Annotated in this window: 17 protein-coding genes; 8 read left to right on the forward strand and 9 right to left on the reverse strand. The window is 36.9% G+C overall.

The window, feature by feature from the left end:
• Positions 1-93 precede the first annotated feature (93 nt).
• From J2S10_RS16280 to J2S10_RS16295, 4 genes are all read left to right on the forward strand, one after another.
• Positions 94-576, forward strand: coding sequence for a DUF6897 domain-containing protein (locus J2S10_RS16280; protein WP_307409642.1), 483 nt, complete (start codon positions 94-96; stop codon positions 574-576).
• Positions 577-723: 147 nt separating this feature from the next.
• Entirely contained in the window at positions 724-1965 is a 1242-nt protein-coding gene (locus J2S10_RS16285; protein ID WP_307409644.1) for a hypothetical protein, read from the forward strand.
• Positions 1966-2100: 135 nt separating this feature from the next.
• A complete protein-coding gene (locus J2S10_RS16290; RefSeq protein WP_307409645.1) occupies positions 2101-2769 on the forward strand; it encodes a DUF2642 domain-containing protein in 669 nt (222 codons plus the stop codon).
• 583 nt (positions 2770-3352) lie between these two features.
• On the forward strand, positions 3353-3745 hold the full coding sequence (locus J2S10_RS16295; RefSeq protein WP_307409647.1) for a thiol-disulfide oxidoreductase DCC family protein: 393 nt from the start codon (positions 3353-3355) through the stop codon (positions 3743-3745).
• A gap of 218 nt (positions 3746-3963) precedes the next feature.
• On the opposite strand, the gene J2S10_RS16300 is transcribed toward J2S10_RS16295, so the two are convergent.
• Positions 3964-4509, reverse strand: coding sequence for a GNAT family N-acetyltransferase (locus tag J2S10_RS16300; RefSeq protein ID WP_307409649.1), 546 nt, complete (start codon positions 4507-4509; stop codon positions 3964-3966).
• A 510-nt stretch (positions 4510-5019) separates the two neighbouring features.
• On the opposite strand from J2S10_RS16300, the gene J2S10_RS16305 reads away from it, so the two are divergent.
• Entirely contained in the window at positions 5020-5697 is a 678-nt protein-coding gene (locus tag J2S10_RS16305; protein WP_307409651.1) for an SOS response-associated peptidase, read from the forward strand.
• A 346-nt stretch (positions 5698-6043) separates the two neighbouring features.
• Here J2S10_RS16305 and J2S10_RS16310 read toward each other — a convergent pair whose 3' ends face one another.
• From J2S10_RS16310 to J2S10_RS16340, 7 genes are all read right to left on the reverse strand, one after another.
• A complete protein-coding gene (locus J2S10_RS16310; protein ID WP_307409652.1) occupies positions 6044-6520 on the reverse strand; it encodes a hypothetical protein in 477 nt (158 codons plus the stop codon).
• 380 nt (positions 6521-6900) lie between these two features.
• Entirely contained in the window at positions 6901-8025 is a 1125-nt protein-coding gene (locus J2S10_RS16315; protein ID WP_307409654.1) for an NADH-dependent flavin oxidoreductase, read from the reverse strand.
• Positions 8026-8088: 63 nt separating this feature from the next.
• Entirely contained in the window at positions 8089-8409 is a 321-nt protein-coding gene (trxA, locus tag J2S10_RS16320; protein ID WP_307409656.1) for a thioredoxin, read from the reverse strand.
• A gap of 101 nt (positions 8410-8510) precedes the next feature.
• Entirely contained in the window at positions 8511-8930 is a 420-nt protein-coding gene (locus tag J2S10_RS16325) for an RrF2 family transcriptional regulator (RefSeq protein WP_307410048.1), read from the reverse strand.
• Positions 8931-9105: 175 nt separating this feature from the next.
• A complete protein-coding gene (locus tag J2S10_RS16330) occupies positions 9106-9573 on the reverse strand; it encodes a YbaK/EbsC family protein (RefSeq protein ID WP_307409658.1) in 468 nt (155 codons plus the stop codon).
• A 157-nt stretch (positions 9574-9730) separates the two neighbouring features.
• Positions 9731-10972 (reverse strand): DHH family phosphoesterase, encoded by a 1242-nt coding sequence (locus J2S10_RS16335; protein ID WP_307409660.1) that lies wholly within the window; start codon positions 10970-10972, stop codon positions 9731-9733.
• A 272-nt stretch (positions 10973-11244) separates the two neighbouring features.
• Positions 11245-11730, reverse strand: coding sequence for a GNAT family N-acetyltransferase (locus J2S10_RS16340; RefSeq protein WP_307409662.1), 486 nt, complete (start codon positions 11728-11730; stop codon positions 11245-11247).
• Positions 11731-11964: 234 nt separating this feature from the next.
• On the opposite strand from J2S10_RS16340, the gene J2S10_RS16345 reads away from it, so the two are divergent.
• The 3 genes from J2S10_RS16345 (at position 11965) to J2S10_RS16355 (ending at position 12836) form a co-directional block, all read left to right on the forward strand.
• Complete coding sequence (locus J2S10_RS16345; RefSeq protein ID WP_307409664.1) at positions 11965-12198, forward strand: hypothetical protein; 234 nt, start codon at positions 11965-11967, stop codon at positions 12196-12198.
• 125 nt (positions 12199-12323) lie between these two features.
• Positions 12324-12557, forward strand: coding sequence for a hypothetical protein (locus J2S10_RS16350; protein ID WP_307409666.1), 234 nt, complete (start codon positions 12324-12326; stop codon positions 12555-12557).
• A gap of 48 nt (positions 12558-12605) precedes the next feature.
• Complete coding sequence (locus J2S10_RS16355; RefSeq protein ID WP_370876225.1) at positions 12606-12836, forward strand: hypothetical protein; 231 nt, start codon at positions 12606-12608, stop codon at positions 12834-12836.
• 414 nt (positions 12837-13250) lie between these two features.
• On the opposite strand, the gene thiC is transcribed toward J2S10_RS16355, so the two are convergent.
• Positions 13251-15014, reverse strand: coding sequence for a phosphomethylpyrimidine synthase ThiC (gene thiC / locus J2S10_RS16365; RefSeq protein ID WP_307409668.1), 1764 nt, complete (start codon positions 15012-15014; stop codon positions 13251-13253).
• Positions 15015-15181 lie beyond the last annotated feature (167 nt).

The following is a 15181-nucleotide window of genomic DNA, read 5'->3' on the forward strand; positions in this document are numbered from 1 at the left end:
AAAAAAGGCTCTTATAATAGTACAACATCACGCTATGATACATATAGATGCAGTGTATAAGTTTATAAAATTTAAAGGAGGCATTTTGGGATTATGAATAAAGAAGTGATGGAATTATATTTGGGCAAAACCATCAGGGTTGATCGGGGAGGCCCGGAATCAAGGCAAGGAAAATTAATGGATGTTGCTGAGGATTATTTTGTCCTTTTAACTGAAAATGATGGGGTGGTTTATTATAAAACAGAACATATCAAAAGTGTTACGGAAAGTACCAAGGACCAATTGAAGTTTGAAATAGCTATTCCAGAAGATTTCAAGTATAAATGGGAAGAAAATTTCCATAAGCTTTTAGAAGGGATAAAATATCAATGGGTGAAAATTAATCGCGGAGGTCCAGAATCTCTAGAAGGTGTCCTTAATGACGTAAATAAAGAAGTTGCATCTTTAATTGTTAATGCAGAAGTTGTCCGTTTTTCCATGAAACACATCAGAAATATTAGCTATGGTTTAAAAATCGAGAAACAAAAAAAAGAAAAAAATGATGAAAACGACAATAGCGAAAATAAAAACGATTAACACTACGTCGCTTCTCTAATCGAGGAGCGACATACTTTCCTAAAGGAGGATTACTAAATGGTCTTAGCTAAATTTTCAGCTGCATTGGAATTATTAAAAGGTTTTAACGTAAATCTTTATGTGGGTGAAGAGGTAATAAAAGGAAAATTGATTGGTGTTGAATCCGATCATGTGGTAATAGAAAATGAAAATAATTATATTTTTTATTACAGCATTGATAAGATACAAGCTGTCACCAAAAATACGAAACAGTTCCAAGGTGAGGAAATAGCCACGACTTTTCAAAAGACCCAGAGCTTAACAGAACTATTAGAATCTTTTAAAAATTGCTGGATTAGCATTCTGACTTTAAATAAACAAAGGTTCAGCGGTGTCTTAAGTGACATTGATCCAGATTTTGTTACCTTAATAAATGGTGAAGAGCGGATTTTAATAAAATTAACGCATATCTCCAATATCTTAAAAGGATTTATTAAGGAGGAAGAAAAAAAACCTGAACCCAAAAAAGAAAATGGACAGGACAATAACCAAGGAAAAAATAGTGAAAATGGTAATAAAGAAAATTCAGAGAACACTATGAAAAATCAGTCTGAGAATAAATCAAAATCATCGACAAATGAGGACAGTAAAAGTTCTGAAACGAAATCAACCTCTTCGGAAAAAAAGGAAACTACAGTATCTGCTCAACAGGAAGAAGTATATTCTGAAGCTATAAAAGATGAACCAATTCAAACAAACGTTTGGTCACATTCAATAAAAATGGAAGCTGAAAAGACGAATGAAGAATCTTCCGAACAAACAAAGAGTGTAGTGGTACCTACTACTGAGGTAACTGCTCCAAAGGTTCAACCATCCACGAAAAAGCAAACAAGTGTAAATTACCAAAATAATACGAAAACAGAAGAGCCAAAGGAATTGAAAGAAAAGCAAATGACTTCTTCAAAAGAAATCAAACAGGAAAAAGAAGAAGTTAAAAAAGAAACAATGGAACCGAAATTAAATAAAGAAGTAAAAGTTGAAACCAAGAAAGAAAATTTCTCGGAAGTAACGAAAAAAGAAGTGAAATCAGAAACCAAAAAAGAAACGAATGTAACTATAGAGAAAGAAGTTAAAGTTTTTAAACCGCTAGAGCCACTAACTTTTGCCAATTCAGTAAGAGACAACTCACAAAATCAATCACTCAGAAAACCAACAAATACGAGGCAGGAGACGGATCAGAAAAATAAGCAAGAAACGAATCAAATTGAGCAAGAAGTAAAGCAATTCCGATTTGCTGGTGAACCAGTTGCGCGTGATCGTGATAATGAGAGAGCTTTCCCGTTTGCAGGTTGGCCAAATAATAGGAGAAAAAGTCAAACAAGATTTAAAAGCTTCGATAATTTTTTCTAAGTAATTATGGTATTTTATTTTTCCAAAACCATTACAAAAAGTGCTGGGCCTGCTGATTTATGAATTTTATAACAGATTAACCAGTCAGCCCTTTTCTTTTTGTAACGTGGACTAAAATGGAAAGGATGTGAGTAAATGGATTTGAAAAAGCATCTTGGCCAGTATATTAAACTGGAGATTTCCGGAAAGAAAAACCTAATTGGAATCCTAATTGATATTGGCAGTGATATTTGGGTTCTTTTCGATGGTAATGACTATCTTTACATTCCAATTATTCATATACAAAATTGGGTTTTCTTAAAGCAAGATGAAATTGATGAAATCTTTATTACAAATGAACCAACGCCCATTTATAATCATAATGAAGAAATTTCCCTTAGGAAAACCCTTATTGCCGCAAAGGGGATTTTCACAGAAATTTTTGTAACCAGCACACAATCCTTGCATGGTTACATTATTAGCATTATGAATAATTACTTTGTTTTTTATTCCCCAATTTATAAGACGATGTTTATTTCCCTAAACCACCTAAAATGGTTAATTCCCTACACAAACAATCAAAAGCCGTACGGATTAAGCAACTCCAATTTACCTGTTAACCCCTCTAATATTACATTTGCAAGGTCATTTGAGGTTCAAATAGAAAAATTAATTGGTAAATTAATTGTTTTTAATATCGGTGAAAATGAAAAAATGTTCGGAAAAATACAAGTAATTAAGAATAATTTTGTTGAAATAATCAGAGCAAAAGAAGAACCTGTGTTTATAAATTTTCACCATATCAAAACTGTTCACATGACATAATATCTTTCATTTTTTTGCCTCCAAAGTAAACAAGCTTTTACAACCAATAGAGTGTCTAACGGCGCTCTTTTTTTTGAAATAAGAAAATAGGTTTTAACGAAGCTAGTGCTCCTCTACCCCATTTTAAAAAAAAACGGACATTTGCTGCTCGCTCTCCATCTCTTAAAAGCTATGAATCATTTTCAATGTACATAGTTTTGGACTTCTTTTAAGATAAACTTTTGTCTCCTTAAAACAAAAGTAAATTAAATAAAAAAATAGATATTCATATCATAGTCCATAAGGAATAATGAAAATAGGTAGGAAAGGAATAGCGTGGTCAAATGACGTAGAAATATCTAGAGCATTTTGAGTATGTTGATTTAATTTTTCATAGATCATCGAGACATACCGTGAAATAGTAGTTTCCCTTCATCCCCTTCTACCAACTGGCTACCACTGATTCTAAATTCCATTCGGTTACTGTTTTCAAATTGGAACGTTCAGGATATGGGTAATTTTAACATAGATGGAATCAAGTGGATGGACTTTCCGGTAATTTATGCTATGCTAAATTAATATGGAATAGTAAGTTGGTGAATACATGGAACGAATTATTTTATTTGATGGTATTTGTAATTTTTGCAATCAAAGCGTGCAGTTTATATTAAAAAGAGATCCAAATGGGCGATTTAAATTTGCTTCTCTTCAAGGTGAAGCTGCGAAAATACTATTCAAAAAGTATGACTATGATAAAGAGATCAATAGCATTATTTTAATTGAAAATGAAAGGATTTTCATTAAATCTGAAGCAGCTTTACGGGTATGCATAAACCTAAAAGGTCCTGTGAAGTTGTTATCAATTTTCCGCATCATCCCTCGATTTATCAGGGACTTCTTTTACGATATAGTTGCTGAAAACCGATACAAATGGTTTGGTAAAAAAGAGAGCTGTATGCTCCCTCCTCCGGAATGGAAGAAAAGATTCTTAGATTAAAAGGAGAGGTGTGGAATCAAGTATGTAAAATGGGATGGTAAGCATCCTGAGGAATCATGGTTTTAACTTTCAATATAGTAATTTAGAAGCTGCATTAAGAGATTTAGTCCTTTGAGGTTTCGGTACACACATATTTTACAATTCCGGACAGAGAGCACAATAGCTCTCTGTCCTTTCCATGTGGACAAAACCATGCAACTGTCCACGAACGGTGCCTGTCACCTATAGGAAGCCTTGTGAAATTCTCCAATATATTTAAACAATACCTCTCCCTCTATTGGCAATAAAGAATCTATGTGAAGTTTTAAGTACATTGCTTGATAGGACTCTGGCACCCATTTGTAATGATGAATATATTCTGTTAATGAAAATCCGCATTTTTCCCAAAATTGAATTCTTGCTGCATTTTGCGGATGTTTGTCTGATTCTACTTCAATGACCATGCTGTCGAAGTTCCCTTCCGTAGCTGCCCAGTCCTTTAATAAGTCCATAATTTTCAGTCCGAGACCCTTATTCCGCCAATCCTTGTGAACAGTCAGATAATCAATTAAAAGGGCACTGGTGCCTTTGAGCTTACCTGTCAAAGCCATTCCTAGTACATCTTCACCGATTATCGCTAAATGAAGATAGCAAATTCGCTTCATTAACATATTCTGGATGATTTTCTCCGGCTTTGCTCCCTTTCCCCCAAAAGCTTGTTGGTAAACAGGGCTTGCCATTTCCCAAATTTCTTTGTCCCATTGATCAATGGTTATTAACTTCATGTACATTTCCTCCATATCGGCCTATTTCCTTTATTATTTCTACCACAGAAATTCACACTTTTACAATGATTGCTATTCCGGTCGCATAAAACCTTTTTGGATAGGAAAATTAACCATTTAACATAGAAAAATGAACAAAGGAGCAAAAAAATAACCTTTGATCAATAGAATCAAAGGTTCAAAGAAAGCTTAGTGGTCTATGCTAAGCTTTCACTTTAGGAGGTCTAAACTCAGAAGAATTTAAACAAGTTAATAATATCATTTTCTAAATTTTCTTTCAATAGTTTAAAGTGTTAAAGTACAATTTAAATCTATAGTACTAAAAAATAATGGGTATTGAAGACTATTTTACCCATAAAATGTTTTCCTTGCAACCAGCATTTTTATTGCCTCATCCTATATTGTACTCTATGGATAAAATCCGTTAAAATGGATCTAGATAAAATGTATAGTTGGATTCATACTGAAATCTAAAGTTTTTAGATTATTGGAATTGATGAGGTGATTTTTATGTGCGGGCGATTCACTTTAACTGCTACTATCGAACAAATTATGGACCGATTTGATATACAATCCTTCCTGGATGAAGAGAATTATGCTCCAAGTTTTAATATTGCTCCCTCACATTCTGTGTTAGCAGTGATAAATGACGGTCGATCTAATCGAATGGGTTTTTTAAAATGGGGATTCATTCCAACATGGGCAAAAGACATGTCGATTGGCTATAAAATGATTAATGCACGGGCCGAGACCTTATCCGAAAAACCAAGCTTTCGAAATGCCTTCCAAAGGAAACGCTGCATCATTGTCGCAGATAGTTTTTTTGAATGGAAACGACATGAAGATAAATCGAAAACGCCGATGAGGATTAAACTTAAAACAGATGACCTCTTTGCTATGGCAGGAATATGGGGAAATTGGAAATCTCCTGAAGGAAATTCAGTGTTTTCTTGCTCCGTCATAACAACTAAGCCAAATAAATTAATGCAGGACATACATGATCGAATGCCAGTTATTTTAAAGCCGGAAGATGAGAAAAAATGGTTAGATCCTTCCATTTCTGATACAAATTTTCTAAACCGGTTTTTGATGCCGTTCGATGAAAATCAAATGGAAGCATACGAAGTTTCCCCCGAAGTCAACTCACCGAAGAACAATACAATCGAAATCATCCGGAAGATTTGCTAATGCATTTTTCCTGACGGGGACTGCTCCTGTCTTGCTAAAAAATTATGCCCCCAAATATGTAAATATTTTTTCTACTCGGGACAAGTTCACTATACGCACGTACAAGCCATTTCATATGTTGTATTAATCCCGTGAATTTTCCTTCTTTAGAAAGTGGTTGCCGCCACTTTCTTTTTCTTTGTTTAATCAATACAAAAAACTCCGCGATTAATGTAATCCCAGAGTTCAATTTTTATATAATATCATCGAGCTTATTTTACTCTAAAACACTTTTTATAGTATGAAAATCGATATTGTGAAAGTCTTCCTGTCTTATTAAATAACAAGCAGGAACCTTTCTAAGCCCTTACATGCCCGGGAATCCACCCATACCTGTCATACCTGTTTGGCCCGGGAATCCACCCATGCCTGTCATACCTGTTTGGCCCGGGAATCCACCCATGCCTGTCATCCCTGTTTGGCCCGGAAATCCACCCATGCCTGTCATACCTGTTTGCCCCGGGAATCCACCCATGCCAGCCATACCGCCTTGGCCTGGGAATCCGCCCATACCTGTCATGCCGCCATGGCCCGGGAATCCGCCCATACCATCAAATCCATGCCCAGGGAATGCGCCCATTCCAGTCATACCGCCTGGGCCTGGAAAACCGCCCATACCCATCATGCCGCCTGGACCCGGGAATCCACCCATGCCCATCATTCCACCTGGACCTGGGAAACCACCCATGCCCATCATTCCACCTTGGCCTGGGAAACCACCCATGCCCATCATTCCACCTGGGCCTGGGAAACCTCCCATACCTCCAAATCCTCCATGAAACATATCTCTGATCTCTCCTTCGTATAGGTTTCAGTCTAGACTATGTTTAGGAAGTAAAATGGCATGGGCAACTGCCTAAAATTAAAGATAAAAAAGTAGTAACCTATAAAAAACGTACCAATGGTTTTTTTGCCCAAATGGTTCAAATAATCATTAAAATCTAATATCTATGACTTTAAAAATTATCTTAAGAATATGTTAAGGTTCATCTTGTAGTATAGAGTCATGAACGACCCCCTTTTAAATAAAATCTTTTTGATCCGAAAAAATCCGGGTCTCTTTTTTTTTGCATAAAAACAGCGTATGATTTCAAAAATGAAACCATACGCTCGTTTGTTTACCCTTTAAAAATCAAAATTACATTAAATGCCTAAAGGTATTTTTTATTCAACCCCGGGAAACCAGCCCGGGCTATTAATGATTGCTTGCCAGAGCGGATCCGGAAGGACAAGTTCCGCTTGCTTATTTTTATCTATTTTAGTGACGATTTCGTCTTCTCTTCCCTGCTCCACTTTTTGCACCCAGTCAGGATCGATGATCAACTCACGAGCTAAAGCAATCAATGGCACCCCAGTTTGAATGGCCTTTAATGAATCATCCGCAGTATAAATCGAACCAACACCTATGACAGGTACTCGATTACCAACGCGTTCCTGAATAATTTCAATCCGTGAACGAGTATCCTCGACACCCCGTCTTGGAGTGGACCAGAAATCCTGTAGAGAAACATGCAGATAGTTAAGGTTTTTTTCAGCTAATGCATCGATTAACACTAATGTGTCTGCCATTGTGATTCCTGGAGTTTCAGGCTCCTCCGGGGAAAAACGATAGCCGACAATGAAAGGTTCTTTTGCATGTGCTTCCACAACCCTTGTCACTTCATCTACCACTGCCATCGGAAATGCCAGCCGTTTTTCAAGGCTGCCGCCCCAACGGTCCTCTCGCCGGTTAGAGTTAGGGGAAAAGAATTGCTGAAGCAAATACCCATTGGCACCATGAATTTCAACCCCGTCATACCCTGCTTCAATTGCCCTGCGAGTAGTTTCACCAAAATCGTGGATGATTGATTCAATTTCCTTCTCAGATAACTCCCTTGGTATCGGTTTTCCCGCTCCTTCTGCTGGAACGGCGCTTGCACTAACCACATCTCCATTCGGCACTAATTCCGGTGGCACTTGGCGACCGCCATGGAAAATTTGCAGAATTGCCTTAGCACCCTGCTCTTTAATTGCTGAAGCTAATTGGCGCAAGCTTGGAATTAATGAATCTGTATCCCCGCCAAATTCACCGTGAAATCCCATACCATTCCTAGTTACATAGGTGCATGCCGTTATGACCATACCAACTCCACCTGCACGGCGTGCATAATACTTTACTTCAGCTTCCGTTACGGTTCCATCCGGATTAGATGAAAAATTGGTCATTGGTGCCATAACAATTCGATTTTTCAATTGAATTCCGTTTGAAAACGAGAATCCCTCAAATAATGGTCCATATTTTATATTCATTTTCAAATCCTCCAAATTATTTTTCAAAAATAGTGTGTCGCTAATCACAAAACAAATCCGCTATTAGTTTGAAAAGTGCTTGGAAATTAAATCAGTTAATTCTTCTTTCGGTTGATAGCCAATTACCTTCTCTACTGCTTCTCCATCTTTAAAAAACATCAATGTCGGAATACTCATCACACCAAAGTCACTTGTCGTTTCCGGATTTTCGTCTGTATTCAGCTTAATAATCTTTACTTTATCTACCATTTCGCTGTCGATTTCTTCCAACAAGGGTGCAATCATTTTACAAGGTCCACACCAAGGTGCCCAAAAATCCACTAATACTAGTCCTTCATTGATATTTGACGCAAAAGTTTGATCGGTTACATGTGTAATAGCCATTTTATTTTCCTCCTAAATTGTTATAAAAATAGTTACAGTTTAATGTTAATAATCTGTTATAAATAAATATACAGTATGTGCAGAGAAAAAATTAAATCAAATTAGGGACATAATTTAATTTTTTCTAAAACAGAACTAATCGTAATTTTTTCTAAATATTTTTCAAAATACAACTCTGCTTCAGTGAAGATTTCATCCATGACCACCTGGGTATTAGATGATACCACACAATTTTGTTCCGGATCTCCTGTACACCAATTTGGTTTTAAAGTTCCATGTGATACGGTGCGGTAAATATCTGCTAAGGTAGTCTCTTGAGGATTACAGTCCAGAATATAGCCACCGCCTATTCCCTCTTTCGTCTTTACCAGGCCATTTTTACGTAAGCAGCTCATGATTTTACGAATTCTTGCCGGATTTGTGCATACATTTACGGCGATTGAATCACTGCTTGCCATGTGATCCGGTAAATAAGCTAAATAGACCAAACTATGAACGGCAATCGTAAAATCACTATTCAGTGTAATCACCTCCTCAAGAAGATTACTGTAATTTTATTGTTTACAGTTTGAAAAGTCAAGAAAAAAGATTAGGGGGAATTTTTCTATAGGAAATATGCTTCCCCCTTTTTATTATCATATGTAAAATAAAAAAATGTTGAAGTGTGCTATCAATAAAATAAAAATTAATTTTATACTAATCTGCAGTTTGAGTATCAATTACCAATCCGTTCGTAATTTCCTGAAGCTTTTCAAACGTTATCGGCAATGCTGACTGGGCAGTACCTGCTGCAGTATAAACTAAATCAAATCTTTTCATTGACTCATCTAAGTAAATCGGAACTTCTTTATTCAAAGCAAATGGACAGACACCGCCTACTTTAAAACCGGTAATATCTTCAACTTCTTCAGGTGTTGCAAGCTTTGGCTTCCCCGCTCCTAGAAGCATTTTAACCTTTTTTTGATTAACCCTGATATCGCCGGCTGTAACAAACAAGCCAAATTGACCCCCTGCTTTAAAAAGTATTGACTTAGCGATTTGCGCACCCTTTACTCCAAGCACATTCGCTGCCTCTTCAACCGTATTTGTCTTTTCTTTGAACTCCAATGGCTCCAAATTTTCATCAAATTTTTTAACATAGTCGCGAACCTTTACAAATGTCATGCGGTACCTCACTATTCAAAAATAATTTTATCCATTCATTCGATATGCTCAATACTATCAGTTTTAATGGAATTTTCAAAACAATATGGTCCGTTCTTTATTTTTCAGATGATAAAAAGTTAGCTGTTTCTAAGATTGTTTTTTAGAATTCTCCCATTTACACTTCATTCAGAATCGTGTTCACGATTTCGGGATACATTTTCTTAATATCCTCGATCGGCATATTTTTTGAACTCGCGAGCTCCTTGAGACAATCCTGGTCATAGCGCAGTCTTGATGCATGTTTTCTTTTAAGAAACAGTTCTGCTTCCTCAAACGAAGGAAAGACCTGAGACAGTTTTTTTCCTATATGGGTAATCACATACTTCCCATCCTGTTGTGGATAAATAAAGGAAATCTCCCCGTTGCCGTTTTGATAGGAGGTCCCATAGCCTGCCCCTTTAATATTCAACTCATTGCGGTCAGGTTCAGGTTTTAATGGTGGGATATCAAAAACATTAATAACATACTTTTTAAATGCTTCATCCGTTAATCCGCAACCCGATGCTTTTGGATGCCCTCCTCCGCCATATTTTTTGGCATAAGCAGAAACATCGATTTCATCATGAATCGTTCGAAATCCCATTTTTTTACTGCCCACATTTAACAGGGCAATCATATCCAAATGCGGATTCATTTGATTTAAAGCATTCCCAAGTTCAGACAAATATTGTTCAGCGTGGACAAGTCCGACACAAAGATCATCAATAAAGGTTTGAACCAACTGTCTGTTTTTTGAATGAATATAACGCTCAATTTTAGTTTCCTCTATATCAAGAAGCCTGTTTTCCATATCCGACAATGAAAATGAATCCTGGTTTGAAGCCAATCTATGTAACATCTCTTCTTCAAATTTCTCCCGGCCTAAGATATAGAATAAATCGTTTAGCCGTTTTGCTGTAACATTATTATTTTCCTGCCACTCCCAAGTATCATATTGACGAACCAAATCAACGAATTCCTCGAGTCCTTTACTCCGCTCCATCATTTTATGTTCAATAATGAAATCATAAAATAAAGAAGTTGCACAGGTCTTTTTTCCAGAATCATATTCCGGCTTAACTAAAGCCCATTTGTGTTCATTAAAATGCAAGGCTGTTACATGATGGTCAAGCATTCTTACGTGTTTTCCATCACGAAAACGCTTGTCTAATTTTTTTTCCACTGACTCATTCACGGCAAGATCCGTTATATATACTTCATCACGATTGTGGTGCAGGTTTTCTATAAATCCCTCAACTCTTTGGTTTAAAATCCGATATGAACAATACTCCACATCTGCGTTTTCTCCAAACGCTAATTTTGCGATGATCCCGCTGCCAAGACCATCTAAATCGATGTCAGTAAAAAGTTTAATCATCTTAAGCCCCCATCCCCATTTTCACATAACTAGTAGTTTGTATATTAGCCGATAAACTTATACTAAAAAATCCCATATTTTCCTTTTTTATTACTCACTCTAAATAAATACCTCGAAAAACCTTTTCAATTATACATTCAATTATAAATTGGCCTATTACCTCAAAAAAAAAAATGCATAACTTCCCATCCTTTAAAAAGAATCCAAGCCTTTACTTATTATGTTCATTACAGATTCTTTAATGAATGGAGTTTGTAATCCAACTTCCTTTGTCAAAGATTCAAATGCATAATGAACAACTGACCTTTAGACCCCATTGTGCGCAGCCCTTTATCCACAAATCCACTTTTCGTATAAACATGCTGCGCAACAGCGTTCCTATGATTTACTGTTAAAATGATTTCGTTTTTCCCTGGAAAATGCTCCTTCACAAATGATGGTAACAATCTTAAGGACTCTTTAGCAATTCCTTTCCCTTGGAAAGAGGCGTCTACGGAAAATGCCCTCAACAGTAAAGCTATTTTATTATCACTGTACGCCTGCACTCCATTCCATCCATGAAGAACGAAAAAGCCGGCAGGCACATCATGATGGAAAATTAAAATAGGATAACGTTCATCCTCTACTTCACATAACGCAATTGCATCCAAAGGATGTGCCGAAAATTTACTTTGCTCTTCAGGTAAAAAGTAATGCTCCAACCAGTGCTTATATATGGGTTGATAAAACGCTAATCTCGTGTCCTGATCCTTTAGCATTTCTGTTTCCTCCCAGACTCTTCTTTTAGCAATTTTAATTATTCCTAAAATTTAATTTAGCAGATTTATTGGATAAAAAGGGAAAGAAAATTTATAAAATTTCACATAAACCTGGCTGCCGCAAAGCGAACGAATATATTTGCACATTTTTCTTGATGAATTCGAATAAACTTTAAGAATACAAGTTTAGATTACTTCTATTGAAAATTTGGGACAAAGAAGGGAGAAAGAAAAATGTTTTTTATCCCGACAATTGTTAACATTGGCGGCATCAAGGTCAACAGTCCCGATCATGGGAGTGCAGTTTCGTTTGGTTTTAATTGTTTAGTTGGTATTCGAGTCTCCGGTAAAAAGAATCAAGGGTATGGCCAGCAAATGGCTGATTGTACCAAAGTAGCTGTTCCCATTTCCATTATTTTAGATGACGAATTCTTAGATAGCCCATCAATAAAAGAAACCATTTTGTAAAAGTATTCGATTTATTAAACTAATAGCCACGAGCTATGTTCATATATCCGTTTGCTATCTAACTAATAGCAATTAACTATGCGCTAAATTGTTGAGGTTTAAAAATACGATTAGGAGTGATTTTTTTGTTAGTTGGAGCTTATGCAATTAACTTTTTGGGATTTAAAATAAATACAATTGATAATGCTTCGAATGTTAATTTTGGCCCCAATCAATATTTAGATCAATTTCTTAGTTATAAAAGGAATCAAGGAGTCGGCGAACAAAACGGCGATATCTCCCCAATATATATTCCTATTTCATGGGTTGTTGACCCAGATGTAACGGATAGCAATTCGGCAAAAAACAGTATTATTTAACAAGTTCGGCAGGAATCATGGCCAATTTTTAAGCTGGGGGGTTATATAATGTTCGCACCGATGATGGTTAATTTTTTGGGGATTAAACTTAATGCAATCGACCATTCTTCATTAATGAATTTTGGCCCAAACCAATGGATTGACCATTTTATTACCTATAAACGGAACCAAGGATTTGGGGAACAAAACGGGGATATCGTACCGGTCATTATTCCTATCTCTTATGTGTTTGATTCTGATTTCCTTGATAGTAGTTCGATCAAAAATAGTATCATATAAAAAGAAAAAGCTGGGGCAAACCAGCTTTTTCTTTTTTGAATGTTAATTTACAAATCGTCCGCACTTCCCTTGGGCATCCCAGTATTCATGGCGAAGGTGGACTTTTTGAATTTTCCCTGATGCTGTTTTTGGGAGCTCCTCGACGAAAGTGACCCAGTGACAGCTTTAAAATGCGCTAATCTTTCCCTGGCCCCAATCACCAAGAAGGTATGCTCATGGGAAATACTTCCTGAAAATCAATAATAAGTACTCTCCGAAAAACCACACTTTTGGCATTCTCTCATTCCGGCAGTTTCCAAAAATAGATGCTTGCAATGGCGTTGGAGGTGATCAATTTTTTGCCGTAAATGACAAACTCTTTCCTGTAATAGTTCCACTTCTTCTTTTAAAATCTTTATCTCTGAGTAATGGCTATTATCGATATATGTTTGATCCATCATTTACAAATTCCTCTGCCTTTTTCTTCATTTCCTCGTCAATGTCAAGATTATCTCCATTTGCCATTCCCCGAATGTCATGAGAAATTCTCATTGAACAAAATTTTGGCCCGCACATTGAACAAAAATGAGCTGTTTTTGCTCCTTCTGCTGGAAGTGTTTCATCATGGTATTCTCTTGCCCGCTCAGGGTCCAAGGAAAGATTAAACTGATCTTCCCATCTGAATTCGAAACGCGCTTTCGATAAGGCATTGTCTCGAATTTGCGCACCCGGATGGCCTTTGGCCAAATCGGCAGCATGAGCGGCAATTTTATAAGCAATGACACCATCGCGGACATCATCCTTATTTGGAAGGCCTAAATGTTCTTTTGGGGTCACGTAACAGAGCATAGCGGTTCCAAACCAGCCAATCATTGCAGCGCCAATGGCTGATGTTATATGATCATATCCTGGGGCAATATCAGTTGTTAAAGGTCCTAGAGTATAAAAAGGTGCTTCTTGACAAATCTCCATTTGCTTATCGACATTCTCTTTAATCATGTGCATCGGTACATGACCCGGTCCTTCAATCATTACCTGAACATCATGCTTCCAGGCAATTTTCGTCAATTCTCCTAATGTTTCAAGCTCAGCAAATTGCGCTTCGTCATTGGCATCTGCTAAGCTGCCCGGGCGTAATCCATCCCCAAGTGAAACAGAAATATCGTACTTCTTAAGAATTTTACAAATATCTTCAAAATGGGTGTAAAGGAAGTTTTCTTGATGGTGTGCCAAACACCATTGTGCCAAAATCGAACCACCGCGGGAGACAATACCTGTTGTCCGTTTAGCTGTTAATGGAATATAGCGTAATAAAACGCCGGCATGAATCGTAAAGTAATCAACACCTTGTTCAGCTTGTTCAATTAACGTATCACGATAGACTTCCCATGTTAAATTTTCCGCAATACCGTTCACCTTTTCCAATGCTTGATAAATCGGCACAGTCCCTAATGGCACTGGGGAATTACGAATAATCCATTCTCGAGTTGTATGAATATTTTTTCCTGTAGATAAATCCATAATGGTGTCGGCACCCCAGCGTGTTGCCCAGGTCATTTTTTCCACCTCTTGGTCAATTGACGAAGTAACGGCCGAATTCCCAATATTCGCATTTATTTTGACATGAAAGTTTCTCCCAATTATCATTGGTTCACTCTCTGGATGGTTAATATTTGCAGGTATAATTGCTCTCCCTCTTGCCACTTCATCACGTACAAATTCCGGGTCTATATTTTCACGAATGGCGATGTACTCCATTTCAGGCGTAATAATGCCTTTTTTAGCGTAATGCATTTGCGTAACGTTTTGCCCTTCTTTTGCACGAAGCGGGGTTTGGTTAATAGCTGGAAACCATTCAAGATTCGCCCGTTCATCACCATCAAGGTAACCATTATCATTAGGCTTTATTTCTCTTCCCTCATAAGTCTCAACATCATTTCGTTCAAGGATCCATTGCTTGCGTAAAGAAGGCAGCCCATTTCTAATATCGATTTCGTAATTCGAATCTGTGTAGGGGCCGCTTGTATCGTATACTCGTATAGGTGCGTTTTCTTCTTCTCCAAAAGTTGTTACTGTACGATTTAATTTAATTTCTCTCATTGGAACTTTAATATCTGGTCTTGACCCCTCAACATAAACCTTTTTACTTCCAGTAAATTGTGATTTTAACTCAATGTTCACTTCTGCTTGCTTTTGCATATAACTTCCTCCTTTAATGGATAAGATTTTGCGATCTGGAAGTCACAACATAGTTCATTACAAGCAGCCATATGGACAAACGAGTAAATGAATGACAATAAAAAAAGGTTCTGTTTGCACAGAACCTGATAAATCGTCAAAAAGTAGTGGCGTATTCTCAAAATAAA

The organism is Neobacillus ginsengisoli (assembly GCF_030813055.1).

Excerpts from the sequence above, each read along its gene's own strand:
- J2S10_RS16335 (WP_307409660.1), bottom strand. The coding sequence starts at position 10,972 with ATGATTAAACTTTTTACTGACATCGATTTAGATGGTCTTGGCAGCGGG.
- J2S10_RS16290 (WP_307409645.1), top strand. The coding sequence starts at position 2,101 with ATGGATTTGAAAAAGCATCTTGGCCAGTATATTAAACTGGAGATTTCC.
- J2S10_RS16300 (WP_307409649.1), bottom strand. The coding sequence starts at position 4,509 with ATGAAGTTAATAACCATTGATCAATGGGACAAAGAAATTTGGGAAATG.
- thiC (WP_307409668.1), bottom strand. The coding sequence starts at position 15,014 with ATGCAAAAGCAAGCAGAAGTGAACATTGAGTTAAAATCACAATTTACT.
- J2S10_RS16315 (WP_307409654.1), bottom strand. The coding sequence starts at position 8,025 with ATGAATATAAAATATGGACCATTATTTGAGGGATTCTCGTTTTCAAAC.
- J2S10_RS16330 (WP_307409658.1), bottom strand. The coding sequence starts at position 9,573 with ATGACATTTGTAAAGGTTCGCGACTATGTTAAAAAATTTGATGAAAAT.
- J2S10_RS16305 (WP_307409651.1), top strand. The coding sequence starts at position 5,020 with ATGTGCGGGCGATTCACTTTAACTGCTACTATCGAACAAATTATGGAC.
- J2S10_RS16280 (WP_307409642.1), top strand. The coding sequence starts at position 94 with ATGAATAAAGAAGTGATGGAATTATATTTGGGCAAAACCATCAGGGTT.
- J2S10_RS16295 (WP_307409647.1), top strand. The coding sequence starts at position 3,353 with ATGGAACGAATTATTTTATTTGATGGTATTTGTAATTTTTGCAATCAA.
- J2S10_RS16355 (WP_370876225.1), top strand. The coding sequence starts at position 12,606 with ATGTTCGCACCGATGATGGTTAATTTTTTGGGGATTAAACTTAATGCA.
- J2S10_RS16340 (WP_307409662.1), bottom strand. The coding sequence starts at position 11,730 with ATGCTAAAGGATCAGGACACGAGATTAGCGTTTTATCAACCCATATAT.
- J2S10_RS16345 (WP_307409664.1), top strand. The coding sequence starts at position 11,965 with ATGTTTTTTATCCCGACAATTGTTAACATTGGCGGCATCAAGGTCAAC.
- J2S10_RS16310 (WP_307409652.1), bottom strand. The coding sequence starts at position 6,520 with ATGTTTCATGGAGGATTTGGAGGTATGGGAGGTTTCCCAGGCCCAGGT.
- trxA (WP_307409656.1), bottom strand. The coding sequence starts at position 8,409 with ATGGCTATTACACATGTAACCGATCAAACTTTTGCGTCAAATATCAAT.